The organism is Mesorhizobium sp. M0587, assembly GCF_040320945.1.
In the GTDB taxonomy this organism is placed as follows: domain Bacteria; phylum Pseudomonadota; class Alphaproteobacteria; order Rhizobiales; family Rhizobiaceae; genus Mesorhizobium.
In genome coordinates this window covers 1-15,060 of record NZ_JAMYQP010000071.1, presented here as the reverse complement: position 1 = coordinate 15,060, position 15,060 = coordinate 1, and the positions used below count along the sequence as shown (strand labels likewise).

The 15,060-nt window shown below is 63.9% G+C and carries 17 protein-coding genes; 6 read left to right on the top strand and 11 right to left on the bottom strand.

The window, feature by feature from the left end; all coding sequences use genetic code 11:
• Window positions 1–368 precede the first annotated feature (368 nt).
• A complete protein-coding gene (locus tag NKI49_RS32280) occupies window positions 369–782 on the bottom strand; it encodes an ACT domain-containing protein (RefSeq protein WP_352608115.1) in 414 nt (137 codons plus the stop codon).
• A gap of 188 nt (window positions 783–970) precedes the next feature.
• Between NKI49_RS32280 and NKI49_RS32275 the strand changes: the two genes are divergently transcribed.
• The 3 genes from NKI49_RS32275 to NKI49_RS32265 all read left to right on the top strand — a co-directional run bounded on the left by NKI49_RS32275 (window position 971) and on the right by NKI49_RS32265 (window position 2,928).
• Entirely contained in the window at window positions 971–1,876 is a 906-nt protein-coding gene (locus NKI49_RS32275) for a bestrophin family protein (protein WP_352608117.1), read from the top strand.
• A gap of 170 nt (window positions 1,877–2,046) precedes the next feature.
• Window positions 2,047–2,457 (top strand): DoxX family protein, encoded by a 411-nt coding sequence (locus NKI49_RS32270; RefSeq protein WP_352608119.1) that lies wholly within the window; start codon window positions 2,047–2,049, stop codon window positions 2,455–2,457.
• Window positions 2,458–2,664: 207 nt separating this feature from the next.
• A complete protein-coding gene (locus NKI49_RS32265; RefSeq protein WP_352608121.1) occupies window positions 2,665–2,928 on the top strand; it encodes a YMGG-like glycine zipper-containing protein in 264 nt (87 codons plus the stop codon).
• 80 nt (window positions 2,929–3,008) lie between these two features.
• Here the strand turns inward: NKI49_RS32265 and rpsP are convergent, their stop codons facing one another.
• The 6 genes from rpsP to NKI49_RS32235 all read right to left on the bottom strand — a co-directional run bounded on the left by rpsP (window position 3,009) and on the right by NKI49_RS32235 (window position 8,834).
• Window positions 3,009–3,416 (bottom strand): 30S ribosomal protein S16, encoded by a 408-nt coding sequence (rpsP, locus tag NKI49_RS32260; protein ID WP_352608123.1) that lies wholly within the window; start codon window positions 3,414–3,416, stop codon window positions 3,009–3,011.
• 39 nt (window positions 3,417–3,455) lie between these two features.
• A complete protein-coding gene (locus NKI49_RS32255; protein WP_027027232.1) occupies window positions 3,456–3,782 on the bottom strand; it encodes a chorismate mutase in 327 nt (108 codons plus the stop codon).
• A 7-nt stretch (window positions 3,783–3,789) separates the two neighbouring features.
• Window positions 3,790–5,394, bottom strand: a complete 1,605-nt coding sequence (gene ffh, locus NKI49_RS32250; protein WP_352608125.1) for a signal recognition particle protein — start codon at window positions 5,392–5,394, stop codon at window positions 3,790–3,792.
• Window positions 5,395–5,868: 474 nt separating this feature from the next.
• A complete protein-coding gene (locus tag NKI49_RS32245; RefSeq protein WP_352695906.1) occupies window positions 5,869–6,810 on the bottom strand; it encodes a CPBP family intramembrane glutamic endopeptidase in 942 nt (313 codons plus the stop codon).
• 257 nt (window positions 6,811–7,067) lie between these two features.
• Window positions 7,068–7,673, bottom strand: a complete 606-nt coding sequence (locus NKI49_RS32240; RefSeq protein WP_352608127.1) for a DUF1236 domain-containing protein — start codon at window positions 7,671–7,673, stop codon at window positions 7,068–7,070.
• 63 nt (window positions 7,674–7,736) lie between these two features.
• Window positions 7,737–8,834, bottom strand: a complete 1,098-nt coding sequence (locus NKI49_RS32235) for a zinc-binding metallopeptidase family protein (RefSeq protein ID WP_352608130.1) — start codon at window positions 8,832–8,834, stop codon at window positions 7,737–7,739.
• Window positions 8,835–9,076: 242 nt separating this feature from the next.
• On the opposite strand from NKI49_RS32235, the gene NKI49_RS32230 reads away from it, so the two are divergent.
• The gene (locus NKI49_RS32230; RefSeq protein WP_352608133.1) at window positions 9,077–9,877 is read left to right on the top strand and encodes a lytic murein transglycosylase; all 801 of its coding nucleotides are present in this window, start codon (window positions 9,077–9,079) and stop codon (window positions 9,875–9,877) included.
• Window positions 9,878–9,972: 95 nt separating this feature from the next.
• Here NKI49_RS32230 and NKI49_RS32225 read toward each other — a convergent pair whose 3' ends face one another.
• Entirely contained in the window at window positions 9,973–11,196 is a 1,224-nt protein-coding gene (locus NKI49_RS32225; protein ID WP_352608135.1) for an argininosuccinate synthase, read from the bottom strand.
• A gap of 208 nt (window positions 11,197–11,404) precedes the next feature.
• Between NKI49_RS32225 and NKI49_RS32220 the strand changes: the two genes are divergently transcribed.
• Window positions 11,405–12,046 carry a LysE family translocator gene (locus NKI49_RS32220; RefSeq protein ID WP_352608137.1) on the top strand — a complete coding sequence of 214 codons (642 nt, stop codon included), beginning with the start codon at window positions 11,405–11,407 and terminating at the stop codon, window positions 12,044–12,046.
• Here NKI49_RS32220 and NKI49_RS32215 read toward each other — a convergent pair.
• The 3 genes from NKI49_RS32215 to rlmN are packed head-to-tail and all read right to left on the bottom strand — an operon-like array spanning window position 12,018 to window position 14,172.
• On the bottom strand, window positions 12,018–12,497 hold the full coding sequence (locus NKI49_RS32215) for a hypothetical protein (protein ID WP_352608139.1): 480 nt from the start codon (window positions 12,495–12,497) through the stop codon (window positions 12,018–12,020). The genes NKI49_RS32220 and NKI49_RS32215 overlap by 29 nt on opposite strands.
• Window positions 12,494–12,943 carry a hypothetical protein gene (locus NKI49_RS32210; protein WP_352608141.1) on the bottom strand — a complete coding sequence of 150 codons (450 nt, stop codon included), beginning with the start codon at window positions 12,941–12,943 and terminating at the stop codon, window positions 12,494–12,496. The genes NKI49_RS32215 and NKI49_RS32210 overlap by 4 nt, the downstream gene beginning before the upstream one ends.
• Complete coding sequence (gene rlmN / locus NKI49_RS32205; protein ID WP_352608143.1) at window positions 12,940–14,172, bottom strand: dual-specificity RNA methyltransferase RlmN; 1,233 nt, start codon at window positions 14,170–14,172, stop codon at window positions 12,940–12,942. The genes NKI49_RS32210 and rlmN overlap by 4 nt, the downstream gene beginning before the upstream one ends.
• Window positions 14,173–14,542: 370 nt before the next feature.
• Between rlmN and NKI49_RS32200 the strand changes: the two genes are divergently transcribed.
• A complete protein-coding gene (locus NKI49_RS32200; protein ID WP_352608145.1) occupies window positions 14,543–14,842 on the top strand; it encodes a hypothetical protein in 300 nt (99 codons plus the stop codon).
• Window positions 14,843–15,060 lie beyond the last annotated feature (218 nt).

The window sequence follows — 15,060 nt, the reverse complement described above, 5'->3', positions numbered from 1 at the left end:
GCGGCGGCGCGGTTGACGAGCGCCTTCCCCCACTCCGTCGCTGCTGCGCAGCGCCACCTCTCCCCCCTCCGGAGGGAGAGGAAGGGCGCCTGGTTTGGCGAACGCACGTGCTTCCTCTGCCCGTCGATAGGACACGCCCTTCCTCTCCCCCGTCGATCGGAGGTGGCCCGAAGGGCCGGAGTGGGGGTCGACCCGGCTCGGCTGTTGTTGTTTCAAGCCGGCCTCGCCCTGATCGAGACCCTGTGGCGAGTTGTCGGCGGCGGCGCATTTGACGACTGCCTTCCCCCACTCCGTCGCTGCTACGCAGCGCCACCTCCCCCCTCCGGAGGGAGAGGAAGGGCGCCTGGATTGGCAGCTTGGCCGATGCGCTACACCTTGTTTTCCTCCGCCAGTTTCCGCAGCGCTTCCATTGCTTCCTCAGCCCGCTCGGCCGGAACGAACAGATGGTCATGGTAGAAAGCCGAGACCGGATTGACGCCCATGCCGGCGGCGGCCAGGCGCGTGGTGATGGCGGCGAGGAAGCCGACCGCCTCCAGCGACGAATGGATGTTCAGCGTTATCATGCGGCACGGGAACGAAGCGGTCAGCCCCGCTGCCTTCGCCGCGTCCTCGGCCACGATCAGCGTCACGCCCTCGCGCTCGCGCTCGCGAAAGATCATCACCGGATCGAGGCCTCCCGGCTGGGCGATGCCGGGCGCCAGCGTCGCGAAGACATGGGTGCCGGCGAGCAATTCCGGCGTCATCGATGCCAATAGTGTTTTGAGATCGGTCTCGCCGGTCATTGCTTTCTCCATCCGATGCAGGATGCCGCCGCAGTCCGCATGCTCCTCAATATCCGCGGCCGGCGAGTGCCGATAGTCCGCGCGCTGCGCGGACGACATGGCGATGTCGCTGGTGGCTGGGCTTGCCGGCCTGTCGCGTCGCACAATAGAGATGCTGAGGGCCGATGCCGGTCCGTGAAAGGCTTCCGATGATCGTTCGCCCGCGTCCCACGTTCCTGCAGCTGTTCTTCATCATGCGCGGTTCCGTGGTGCCACGCATCTTGCCTCAGATCATCGGCTTTGCCCTTTATTCGGCGGTCATCGTCGCCATTGCGCGCTGGTTTCGCCTGGATCTCGGAGCCTTCAACATCACGCCCTTTGGTTTGGTTGGCGTAACGTTGTCGATCTATCTCTCGTTCCGCAACAATGCCGCCTACGACCGCTGGTGGGAAGCGCGCAAGCTGTGGGGGACGCTGGTCTTCGAAATCCGCAACCTGGCGCGCGCCACCACTAGCCTTATCGCCGACCGGAGCGAACAGCGCGCCCTGCTCATGGAGGCGCTGGCCTTCTGCCATTTCCTGCGCGGGCAATTGCGCAAGATCGACAGCGTGGAAGACGCCCGCGCTTTCGTCGCCACTGAGGCTGAAACGGCTGCGAACTTCGCCAATCCGGCGGACGAAATGGTCAGACGCATGGGCCGACGCGCCAATGCACGGCGCCAGGCCGGCGAACTCGACCCGATCGGCTTCCGCATCCTGGATGAGAGGCTGGCATCGATCACCGCCATCCAGGCCGGCTGCGAGCGGATCGCCGGCACGCCATTGCCCTTCGCCTATACGCTGCTGGTGCATCGCACGGCCTACATCGTATGCCTGCTTTTGCCCATTGGCCTGATCTCGAGCACCGGCTGGGCGACGCCGCTGTTCACGGCGCTGATCGCCTACACCTTCTTCGGCCTCGACGCGCTTTCGGAAGAACTCGAGGACCCGTTCGGCACCGAGGCCAACGACCTCGCCCTCGACGGTCTCTGCCGCGTCTGCGAGATCTCGGTGTTCGAGGCGCTGGGCGAGACGCCGCCGAAAATGCTGCCGGCCGAGGAGTTTTACTTTTCGTAGGTGCTCGACCTGCCGCCGCAGCATAACCGCGAGCGCTGGGAAGGATCGCGACAGGACGACTTTGCTCTCACGGGCGCAAAAAGTACTCCGGACCTTGTCGGATCGCCGGCGCACGGCGCGTCCTTGGCACGACCCTGCTGAAAGGGCTCGAACCAACTGGAGGGAACACCATGAGCATTTCCGAAACCGCGCCCGTCTCGCCCGGCGCCCTGTGGACCGGCCGCGTGCTCAGCGCCGTCATCGTGCTGTTCATGATCTTCGACGGCGCCATCAAACTGCCGCCGCTCGACATCGTCACCCAGACGATGGTGCCGCTCGGCTGGCCGGCCGACCCGGACGTCGCACGCCTGCTCGGCGTCATCGGTCTGATCTCGACCGCGCTCTACGTCTTGCCGCGCACATCGGTGCTCGGCGCCATCCTGCTCACCGCCTATATGGGCGGAGCCATCGCCACCAATGCGCGGATCGGCAATCCGCTGTTCTCGCACACGCTGTTCGGCGTCTATCTCGGCATCGTCCTGTGGGGCGGTCTGTATCTGCGCGATTTCAAAGTGCGCGCGCTGCTCCCGTTCGGCCGATAATCCCGAGGAGAGAAGAACGTTCGGCAAGGATTTCGCGGCCGGCCTCGCCAAGCGGAAGCGCCTCAGCGGGGCATGACCCATACGGGGCGCCGCCAGCTTGCCTGGGTTCGCCTGGCGAACGGCATTCCATCGTCAGGGATCAATTTAGCCGTCCGAGAGTTAATGACTTGGCGGCGAGGACGGCGATCCCTTGTGAGAGGAGCGACAATGAAGAAAATCATGACCATTCTGGTGTTGGCAACGGCACTCGGCGCATGCTCGCAAACGGAAAAGGGTGCGGCTGTCGGCGGCCTTGGCGGGGCTGCGGTTGGCGCGGCCGTGGCCGGCGACCCGGTCCAGGGCGCCGTCGTGGGCGGCGCGGTTGGTGCCGTGGCCGGCGCGCTGATCGGCCATGCCAGCGAAGCCGGCCAGTGCCGCTATCGCGACCGTTACGGCCGCGTCTATGTCGACCGCTGCCCGAGCGGCTATTGACGGAGCCGCATTCGACCAACGAAACAGCAAAACGGCGGGCAAAGGCCCGCCGTTTTCGTGAGATGCGATAGGGGCAATAATTATTCGGCGGTGGCGGCTTCCGCCTCGGCCGGTGCCGCGGAAGCTGCCGCGGCCGCGGCCGCGGCGGCGGCGTCTTCCTGCGCCTTCTTCAACAGGGCGGCGCGTTCCTGCGCCTTCTTGCCGGGCTCGGCCTTCTTCGGGTTGGAGCGGGTCTCGCGCTTGGCAAGGCCGGCCTCGTCGAGGAAGCGCAGCACGCGGTCGGTCGGCTGGGCGCCGTGCGACAGCCAGTGCTTGACGCGGTCAGCGTCGACCTTGACGCGTTCGCCGTCCTTCGGCAGCAGCGGATTCCACGAGCCGAGCGACTCGATGAAACGGCCGTCGCGCGGCGAACGGGCGTCGGCGACGACGACGTGATAGTAAGGGCGCTTCTTCGAGCCCGCGCGGGCCAGTCGGATCTTCAATGGCATTTCTTTTCTCCTGAAATTCTAAGTTCGTTGATTTGGGTTTCAGTTGGTTTTCGTCACGCCGTTGGCAGCGGCGATCTGTTCGTGATGGCGGATCACTTCGCGGACGACGAAGTTGAGGAATTTTTCCGCGAAATCCGGGTCGAGATGCGCATCCTTCGCCAACTGGCGAAGGCGGGCGATCTGCTCCTGCTCGCGCGCCGGGTCGGCCGGCGGCAGGCCATGCTCGGCCTTCAAAACGCCGACCGCCTTGGTGCAGCGGAAGCGCTCGGCCAGCATGTGGATCAAGGCCGCATCGATGTTGTCGATCGAGGCGCGATAGCCGGCCAGAACGGTGCGCGCGTCGGCCATGTCCTTGTCTTCGTTCATCGCGCCCTCACTTCTTCTTGCCGAGGCCGGGCAATCCGCCGCCGCCCAGGCCGGGAAGCCCCGGAAGCTTCATGCCGCCGGGCAGGCCGGGCAGGCCGCCACCGGGAAGACCACCGGGCAGGCCCTTCATGCCACCGAGGCCGGCGGCCTGCGCCTGCTTCTGCAAGGCTTCGAGCTGCTTGGGATCCATCTTCGACAGATCGGGCATGCCGCCGCCCATCATCCCCCCAGGGCCACCCGGCATCATGCCGCCGAGACCCATTTTGGAGGCGAGGCCGCCCATCATGCCGCGCATCCGGCCGCCACCTTTGCCCTTGCCGCCCATCGCCTTCATCATGTCGGCCATGCCGCGATGCATCTTCAGGAGCTTGTTGATCTCGGCCGCATCGGTGCCGGATCCGGCCGCGATACGCTTCTTGCGCGAGTGCTTGAGAATATCGGGGTTGGCACGTTCGGCCTTGGTCATCGACGAGATGATGGCGAGCTGGCGGCCGAACATCTTGTCGTCGAGACCGGCGCCGGCCATCTGGTCCTTCATCTTGCCCATGCCGGGCATCATGCCCATGATGCCGCCCATGCCGCCCATCTTCGACATCTGCTGAAGCTGGCCGGCGAGGTCGTTGAGGTCGAACTTGCCCGACTGCATCTTCCGGGCCATCGCCGCCGCCTGTTCGGCGTCGATGTTTTCGGCGGCTTTCTCGACCAGGCTGACAATGTCGCCCATGCCGAGGATGCGGTCGGCGATGCGCTTGGGGTGGAATTCCTCCAGCCCGTCCATCTTCTCGCCGGTGCCGATCAGCTTGATCGGCTTGCCGGTGACGGCGCGCATCGAGAGCGCCGCACCGCCGCGGCCGTCGCCGTCCATGCGGGTCAGCACCAGGCCGGTAATGCCGACGCGCTCGTCGAAGCTTTTGGCCAGATTGACGGCGTCCTGGCCGGTCAGCGAATCCGCGACCAGCAGGATTTCGTGCGGGCTCGACACCTTCTTGATGTCGGCCATCTCGACCATCAGCGGCTCGTCGATATGGGTACGGCCGGCGGTGTCGAGAATGACGACGTCGTGGCCGCCGAGCCTGGCCGCCTGCACCGCGCGCCGGGCGATGTCGACCGGCGACTGACCATCGATGACAGGAAGCGTCGCGACCTTGACCTGCTCGCCGAGCTGGCGGAGTTGCTCCTGCGCGGCGGGGCGCCGCGTGTCGAGCGAGGCCATCAGGACCTTTTTGTTCTGGCGCTCGGTCAGCCGCTTGGCGATCTTGGCCGAGGTCGTCGTCTTGCCCGAGCCCTGCAGGCCGACCATCATGACGACGACGGGCGCCGGCGCGTTGAGGTCGATCGCGACGCCCTCCGCGCCCAGCATGTCGACCAGCTCGTCATGGACGATCTTGACGACCATCTGGCCGGGCTTGATCGACTTCAGCACGGCGGCGCCGACCGCCTTCTCGCGCACCTTGTCCGTGAAGGCACGCACCACTTCCAGCGCCACGTCTGCCTCGAGCAGCGCGCGGCGCACCTCGCGCAACGCAGCCGAGACGTCAGCTTCCGACAGCGCGCCGCGGCCAGTGAGGCCGTTCAGGATGGAGCCAAGACGCTCCTGCAGCGATTCAAACATTCGTTTTCCTTTTCCCTGGCAGCCGGGTGGTGCCCGAGAGGTAATGCGTTCGCGCCAACTGTCCAAGTCTCGTGGCGAGCAAAAGCCAAAACCAAAAAGCACCCGGGGGCGCTCAGCGCTGCCGGGTGTTGGCCTCCAGGATCGATTTACAGCACCCGCCTCAAAGAGGTTTCGGCGTCCTGGTCGGCTTGCTCGGAGGGATACTCGTCGCGGAATTCGAGGCGTGTAGACAGGAAATCAGCGGCAGAGTCAAGACAGGAGCGGATTTGCTCAGGGCAACGAACCCGGGCTGACGGGTTCCTCCGGAGCGTCCGCCGGCGCTGGTTGAGCAGCATCAGGCGAAAAACCGCCTGTGCGGCGGGTCATTGGCGCAAATCTGCACCATGGGCAAATATGTATCATAGCTGCACTCACGATGTCAAGAAAAAATTCCTATCGTGGAAAAGCTGCCGGCAGCGCCGGTGTTGGCCGTCGTCAGGCCTTTTGCCAAGCTGTAACCCTGAACGGCGAACGGGGATGCAGCAGCAGCACGATCGTCAGCAGGCTGCAAGCGATGCCGACGAGAGCGATGAGCACAGCATCCGATGTCGTCCAGCCCGGCCCCTCGAGTGGCTTGGCGTTGAACAAAGCGAAGGAATTGTAGCTCTCCTGATGCGAGATCAGCAGGAAGCCGGTCAGATTGTTGCCGAGATGGGCGCCGAGAGCGGCGCCGAGATTGCCGGTGGCGTAGACCACTAGCGTCAACAACAGCGCGAAGGCCGCGATCGAGGCCAGCACGCAGGCGTTGATGGCGGCCGACGAACTGGTGCTCCAGTGCAGCGAGGTGAACAGAAGGCCGGGCAGCAGCGCCCAGATGAACGGGCTCTTGAACCGGTCGGCCAGGCCACGCAGCAGATAGCCGCGGAACAACACCTCTTCGGACGACGTCTGCAACAAGGTGAGCGCGACGATCGGGATCAGGAACAACAGCCAGGCCGACAGGCTGATCGTGCCGCGCGCGATTTCCGGCTCCAGCAAATAGAGCAGGATTTCGGATACGAGCGAGGTGATCAGCACCGCGATCAGCCCTTTGAGGAAGCCCGACCGCGAAACGCGGTGGCTGACGCCGAGCAGCGCCGACAGCTTCTCGCGGTGCACCCAGCGCATGGCGATCCACAGGCCGATCCAGATGCCGGCGAAGGAGGCAAGCGCGGCGAGAATGCCGACGGGCGATGCGAGGAACTCCTGTGTGGGCGAAGCAACGCCGGACGAGCCCTGCCATGCGAAGAAGGCGTAGGCGCCCCCGAACAGCACGCCAGCGGTCGTCGCGGCCCAGAACAGAACGACGATCACCGTTCCCAGGAGAAGACGCGGCAAGGTCGTCCAGTCATTCGGCGAACGCCGATAGCGTTCGAAGGCGGCGGGGTCTGACGTTATGCTGGCTCCTTTGCCGGATTCCTCGACTGTCTAGGGCAATTCCAGCAAACGCGTGAAACGGTTTTCCGTCCGGAATTGCTTAAAAACAGCGAGACAAAGCGGTTCGGCGTTTCCGTGAAACGGTGAACCGCTAGCCGATGGCCCCGAAGAGCGGAATTGTTTTCGCAAAGGATTGATGCGCGGTCCGCGCGTGAGGCGGCCGGACTGCCTGCGGGCGGCTGCTGCTGGTGCGGCGGCCGCTTCCGCAAAAAACGACGTCAGCGCACCACGTACATGATGCGCCGTGTGTCCGGATCGATCAGCGCCGGCTGATTGTTCACATAGACATAGCGATATCTGTAGTCCGGAACTTCGCGCAGTTCGACCGTGTCGGGCAAGGTGGCGCCGGTAACCACCTCGCCCTCCAGATAGACAGGGTCGAGACGGTGTGTTCGAACATAAGTCCTGACTTCGGCAGGCGGCCGCGGGATGGGATCGACGACCGGCTCGCCGGCGATGATCGCTCCGGTGTACTCGTTCGAGTAATCGCCAATGTCAGCCGGCGGCGCGACGACGGCAATGCCTGAAGTGCGCGGCCGCTGCGTCAGCACCACCCGGCTGCCGCCGAACTCAGCCGTCACATAATCGGAATAGACCCAGCCCTGGCCGCCGGCTTCGGCGATCGTGCACCATTTGCTGTTCTCCATGCAGCCGCTGAGCGTCGCCGACTGGCCGGCGGCGAGCACGCCAATGACAGGATATTGCGGACCGGGGCCGGCGCGGACGTTGAGATCGGTGACCGCGGAGACGGCGGTGTCCGCCATGGCGGCGCCCGACATCACGGTCAGCATCCCGGCGATTGCGGGAAACAATACGGATTTCATGGCTTCACTCCGTGTTCATGGTCCCTCGCCAGCGAAAACGGAACCGTGGCGCATGCGTTCCGGCTAAAACGCCTGAGCCAACTCACGATTTGTTCCCGCTTCTTTCGGCCGATCGGTCAGAAGTTGGTGAACGAAGGCCAGTTTCCGCGCCGTGACATCGGAAATGACGAAGGGATAGAGGTCGGGCAGGCCCATGCAGCGGTTGATCGAGTTGGAGGCCTCCGACAGCACCAGCCACCGGTCGAGAATCCTGTCGAAAGGCTCGGGCGCCGCTATAGGCTGCGAGGGTGCCGGCTGCGGTCCGCCGCCAGTGTCGCTCCGCGGCAGTTCATTCGCTTCCACCGTCTCCAGCCGGCCGAGCGGGAAGTTCAGCGCATGAACCATCTCCAGCGTATCGGTAATGTGGAGGTGGTGGGCCCAGGTCTCCGCCCAGTCCTCCCACGGATGCGAGGTCGCATAGGCCGAGATGTGGTTCTGCTGCCAGTCGGGAGGCGCGCCGTTTGCATAATGGACCTTCAACGCCTGTTCGTAGTCGGCGCGTTCGTCGCCGAACAGCGCGCGGAAAGCGAGGAGCTTTTGCGGATCGTCGCGGATCAGGCGATCCCAGTAGTAATGTCCGAGCTCATGCCGGAAATGGCCGAGCAGCGTACGATAATTCTCGCCCATCTCGACCCGCCGCTTTTCCCGCTCGGCCGAATCGGCCTCGGCGACGTTGAGCGTGATCAAGCCATTGTCGTGGCCGGTCAGGATACGCTCGCCGCCAGGACCGCCGCCGATCGGATCGGCGAGGAAGTCGAAGGCAAGGCCGGTCTCGTCGGCGGGGTTCTGCTTGGGCATCACCGGCAGGCCGAAGGCGAGCAACGAATAGATGGCGCGCTTCTTCGCCGCCTCGACGCGGATCCAGCGGCGGCGGTTGCCGTCGACGGAGAGATCGGGAATCAACTGGTTCAGCACGCAAGCCCGGCAAAAGGCCTGCCCCGGCTCGGCCATCCAGTTGCAGGCGCATTCGTCGGCGTTGGTGCATTGGAAGACGCCGTCGATGCGCGGCAAGACAAAGCATGCATGCTCGGGATCGTAGAGCACCGGACTGGAGCAGTTCAGGCACTGGGCGTTCTCGAAGTAGAGACGATGGCCGCAATGCGGGCAGTCGAAGAGTTTCATTTCGATCTCGAACTGTGAGGGCGTCGCTGAAACGCCGGTCGTCTGGCGTCGTTCCCTGCCGTGACACTATTCAGCAACATGGCGGAAGGATCCGCGAGGTTTCGGCCGTGCCCGCCATAATATTTGCTTGATGGTAGGCAAATTCCCCTTCATTGGCCAGCTTGGCGCAGCGGACGGTGACAAGTGACCGTTTCGCTGGCAAATTCCAGGCGGGACGTGAATCAGGCAACCAGGAGAACAACATGGCATTTCTTGCCAAGGGAAAGATATTTGCAGCGGCTGCGGTAATGGCAATGCTTGCGCTGACGACCGGCGCACAGGCCGGAGCCAGCTGCGGTAAGAACGGGGCCGGCTTCGATGCCTGGAAGCCGGAGTTCGCCGCTGAGGCCAAGGCGGAGGGTGTAGGCGCCAGGGGTCTGGCCGCTCTGGCCGGCGCCACCTACGCGACAAAGACAATCTCGGTCGACCGCGGCATTCACAAGGCTTTCAGCGGCTCGGTCGACGCTTTCATGAAGCGCCGTGGCGGGGACGCCATCATTTCCAGGGGCCGTATGCTGAAGAAGTCGAACGCGGCGATGTTCGACCAGATCGAACGGAACTACGGCGTTTCGCCGGGTGTGCTGCTGGCCATCTGGGGCATGGAGACCGGCTTCGGTTCCTCCATGGGCAACCAGAATACGGTCTCCGCCATTTTGACGCTTGCCTATGATTGCCGTCGCCCGGAGTTCTTTCACCCGCATGCCATTGCAGCCCTGAAGCTGGTTGATCGCGGAGCTTTGAGCGCTTCGTCGGTCGGCGCCGCGCATGGGGAGATCGGCCACACGCAGTTCCTGCCCGGAAATGTGCTGAAGTATGGCGTTGGCAGCGGAAACCTGCGCGACAAGGCCACTGCGTTGGCGTCGACCGCCAACTTCCTCAAGGCTCATGGCTGGCGGGCCGGTGCCAGCGCTCAGGCCAATATCGGCGCTATCGCCGGCTGGAATGACGCGAGCGTCTATCAACAGGCCATCGCCCGTATCGCCACGGCGATCGATGGCGACTGATAGCAATCTCTATTCGACTGAGGGCCCGGCCAATGCGCCGGGCTTTTTGTTGAGGTCTAGCTGTTGAGATTCAGGCGTTGACAGCCGCATCCGACTTATTTGTTGCGGCCTCGCGCAGCAAGCGTCCTCAACCGCAGCGCGTTGAGGCGGATGAAGCCGGCGGCATCCTTCTGGTCGTAGGCGCCACGGTCGTCCTCGAAGGTGACCAGCGCGTCGGAATAGAGCGTTTTCTTCGACTTGCGGCCGGTCACCATGACGTTGCCCTTGTAGAGCTTGAGGCGCACCGTGCCCTCGACGTCTTCCTGACTCTTGTCGATCATCGCCTGCAGCATCAGCCGTTCGGGCGCGAACCAGAAGCCGTTGTAGATCAGCTCGGCATAGCGCGGCATGAACTCATCCTTGAGGTGGGCGGCACCGCGGTCGAGCGTGATCGACTCGATGGCGCGGTGGGCCGATATCAGGATGGTGCCGCCGGGCGTCTCGTAGACGCCGCGCGATTTCATGCCGACGAAGCGGTTCTCGACCAGGTCGAGGCGGCCGATGCCGTTGTCGCGGCCGAGATCGTTGAGCGCCGCCAGCATGGTTGCCGGCGACAGTTTCTTGCCGTCGAGGGCGATCGGATCGCCCTTGAGGAATTCGATCTCGACCTCGGTGACCTTGTCGGGCGCGTCCATCGGCGAAACGGTGCGCTGATGGACGAATTCCGGCGGCTCGCTCCACGGGTCTTCCAGCACCTTGCCCTCGGAAGACGAGTGCAGCAGATTGGCGTCGACCGAAAACGGCGCGTCGCCCTTCTTGTCCTTCGGCACCGGGATCTGGTGCTGTTCGGCGAATTTGATCAGGTCCGTGCGCGACTTGAACGACCAGTCGCGCCATGGCGCGATGACCTTGATGTCGGGGTTCAGCGCATAGGCCGAAAGCTCGAAGCGAACCTGGTCGTTGCCCTTGCCGGTGGCGCCATGCGCGATCGCGTCGGCGCCGGTTTCCCTGGCGATCTCGACGAGGTGCTTGGAGATCAGCGGCCGCGCGATCGAGGTGCCGAGCAGGTAGGTGCCTTCATAGACGGCGTTGGCGCGGAACATCGGGAAGACGAAGTCGGCGACGAATTCCTCGCGTACGTCGACGACGCGGATGTCCTTGATGCCCATCATCTCGGCCTTGCGTCGGGCCGGCTCGAGTTCGCCACCCTGGCCGAGATCGGCGGTGAAGGTGACGACTTCGGCGCCGAGTTCGGTTTGCAGCCATTTCAAGATGATGGATGTGTCGAGGCCGCCGGAATAAGCGAGCACGACCTTCTTGACGTCTTTGGCTTTTGACATTTTGGCTGTTCCGCGACAGGAGTTCTCGGCGGGCGAGGTATCACGCCGTTTCCGGCTAGCGCAAGAGATGAACGCGGCTCGGCCCAACGAGACGGTGGCGTGACAGACGATTGAGGAGAGCTGGATCAGTCCTCTTGCCGCCCGGTTGCTGGCAAGAATGGGCGGCATCCTCTATAGGCGGTGTGTTCCCGAGCCAAAAAGGCCTGCCATGTCCTTCATCCCAGACGCCACCACGCTGATCCAGTTCGCCATCGCCACAGTTATCCTGGCGATCACGCCTGGCCCCGACATGACGCTGTTCGTCTCGCGCACGCTGAGCCAGGGCCGCGCCGCCGGCTTCGCCTCGATGGCGGGCGCGCTGTGCGGCACGCTGATCCACACCACGCTGGTGGTGGTCGGCGTCTCGGCGCTGATCGTCGCCTCGCCGATGGCCTTCCTCGTACTGAAGATCTTCGGCGCCGGCTATCTCGTCTTCCTGGCCTTGCAGGCGATCGCCAAGGGCTCGGCCTTTTCGCCTGAGAAAAAGATGGGACCCCGGATTTCGCTTCTGCGCAGCTGGGCAGCGGGCCTCGGCGTCAATCTGCTCAACCCGAAGATCATCCTGTTCTTCATGACCTTCCTGCCGCAATTCGTCTCCGCGCATGACCCGAACGCGCCGGGAAAACTGTTTTTCCTCGGCGCCATGTTCATCGTGCTGGCGATCCCGGTGACGGCACCGATGGTGCTGGCGGCGGAAAAGTTCTCGGCGGCGATGAAGGCCAGCCCGCGCGTCACGCGGGTGGTCGACTATCTCTTTGCCGGCGTGTTTTCGGCCTTCGCGCTCAAGATCCTGACGGCCCAGGCGAAATAGGAGCCTTCCCGTCCCACCAGCTTCCGGCCCAGCGCCCGGCGCTGAGCCAATAGAAGATGCCGCCGATCATGCCGCCGCCGATCACCGCCATCATGGCGCTGGTGTCGGTGACCGCGAAGGTGGAGTCGCCGGCGTGGTCGACAAGGCCGAGGAAAACGGCCGCGACCACCGCGCCGGCCAGTGCATAGAACAGCCAGTCGCGCCGGCCCAGCAGCTCGGCGACCAGGATGACGATCGTCGCCGGCATGAAGGCGGAATAGGCGACGAACAGGGCGACGAAGGGAACCGAGAAATACAGCGAAGCCGTCGCGGCCGGATGCGCGTTCTGCGGCATGTAGCCAAGCGAAGCCAGGAATAGGACATTGAGGAAAGCACTCGCCGCCAGCGAGGCGACGTCATAGCCGAACAGGATGACGGCAAGGCGGATGAGATAGGCGACGAGGCGGTTCATTGCCGATCCCGGCGCCTGAGATGACCGGAATTGCGTCCGGCCAGAAGCCAGTAGACCGAACCGGCGGCAATGCCGGCCGTCGCCAGAAAACCGAGAAAGCCCGGATTGAAAATAAACCCTCCGGCCGAGCGCGGGCTGGAGACACCAAATGCGGTGGATGTGATCGCACCCGTCACCGCGAAATAAAACCATTTTCGAAGCGACAACCGCTCGGCGAGAAAGATCGCCGGGCCGACGATCAACAGCGCGCAGACCGCCACGGTCAACACGGCGAGCGGGAAGGAAACCAGCCAGTCGAATTCGAAGACCATGGACCAGCCCCCGCCTTCGATCCCTTCCAGAAGGACGATAAGCAACACAGGGACCAGGACCGAGGTAAGCACGGCGGCGATATAGCCGATGGCTATGATGGCAAGCCGCTTCGGCCAGGCCAGGAGGCGCTTCACGCCTCGCCGTGCCCCGCGATCATCATCGCTTCCAGCGCCAGCCGGTCGACCTTGCGCATGCGTTCCGATTCCGACTTGAGCTGGCCGCAGGCGGCGAGAATGTCGCGGCCGCGCGGCGTGCGGATCGGCGAGGCATAGCCGGCATTGTTGATGTAGTCGGCGAATTTCTCGATCGTTTCCCAGTCCGAGCACTGGTAGTTGGTGCCCGGCCACGGGTTGAACGGGATCAGGTTGATCTTGGCCGGAACGCCCTTGAGCAGCTTGATCAGCGCCTTGGCGTCCTCGATCGAATCGTTGACGTCCTTCAGCATCACATATTCGAAGGTGATGCGCTTGGCGTTCGACAGGCCGGGATAGGCGCGGCAGGCGGCGATCAGTTCCTTCAGCGGATACTTCTTGTTGATCGGCACCAAAAGGTCGCGCAGATCGTCATTGGTGGCGTGCAGCGAGATCGCCAGCATGACGCCGATCTCCTCGCCGGTGCGGAAGATCTCGGGCACGACGCCCGAGGTCGACAGCGTGATGCGGCGCTTCGACAGGGAAAGACCATCGCCGTCGGAGGCGATCAGCAGTGCCTTCTTCACCGCCTCGAAATTGTAGAGCGGTTCGCCCATGCCCATCATGACGATGTTGGAAACCTTGCGGCCCTCGGCCGGCACGATGGCGCCGTCGGGCGTATCGCGGGCGGGAAAGTCGCCGAGCCGGTCGCGGGCAGTGAGCAACTGGGCGAGGATCTCCTCCGCCGTCAGATTGCGCACAAGCTTCTGCGTGCCGGTATGGCAGAACGAGCAAGTCAGCGTGCAGCCGACCTGCGAGGAGATGCAGAGCGTGCCGCGGCCTTCCTCGGGAATATAGACGGTCTCGATCTCGACCGGCCTGCCGGCGCCGCGCGGCGGAAAGCGAAACAGCCACTTTCGCGTGCCGTCGGCGGAAATCTGTTCCTCGACGACCTCGGGCCTGGCGACGGTGAAATGCTTGTCCAGTTCGACGCGCAGATCCTTGGAGATGTTGAGCATGCCGGCGAAGTCGGAGACGCCGCGCACATACATCCAGTGCCAGAGCTGCTGGGCGCGCATCCTGGCCTGGCGCTCCGGTACGATACCCGAGGCGACAAGGGCCTCGCCAAGCTCGGCCCGCGTCAGGCCGATCAGCGACGGCTTTTCAGGCGCAGCACGGGCGCGCAACGCGTCACGGGCACCATCGGCGGTGAGATCGAAGGAAAGGGTCATGGTTGCACAGATATAAGCCGTTTGCGGCCGATTTCATCGATCGTGCCGGTTATGAAGTGCGGCGCATAGCACAGCTTGCGGGTAGAGTCATGCCGGTGGGACCACAACCTCCATACGCCGGGCCTGTGTGCCGGCAACGCATTGATCGCGAATGTTCTGGTCGACGGACGGTCTCGGAGGTCGAACGGAGTCGTTCCCGGACCCGCTTGTTTGCCGCACCAGAACAGCCCGCTACGACAGCTGGCAGCCACGCGCCCTGTCTTCCCGCCGCGTAGATCCGATCACATAGTCGTGTTGTCGTAACAATTCCCATTCCTGCTTCGAAGTCTGAATGGGGCGACCATGCCCTTACAAAATGGGAGTACGCAGAATGAATTCGATCAAGCTCGCCGTCATCGCCGGCGTCGTCGCCCTTTCCGCCTCGCAGGCATTTGCCGAAGACACAATGGGCACAATGACCATGATGAAAGGTGGGGAGGTGACGGCGATCATGCCGGACGGACATATGGGCACCATGAAGCCGGACGCGAAGATGAGCGCCGAGATGATGAAGATGGCCAAGCCGATCAAGCACTGCATGATGATGATGACCGACGCCAAGGGCAAAGCCTATATGATCGACACGTCGACCAAGAAGGCCCAGGCCGAGTGCGAAAAAATGGCTATGTGAGAAGCTGAGCCTCCCGCCGGCTGAGAAGCCGGCGGGAACATCCTGAGCGCAAACTTTGCCGGCGAGGCGATCTGGCGGCGTCGGGCGGAAGCCGCGCCGGAACCAGACCAGGGCTGAATCGGGATAGGGGGGAACCTCGCGGTTCCTCCCCTCCCACACCACCTTGCATACGGGTCCGTACAGGGCGGTTCGGTTGGTTATGCGGCTTTGGCCGGCGC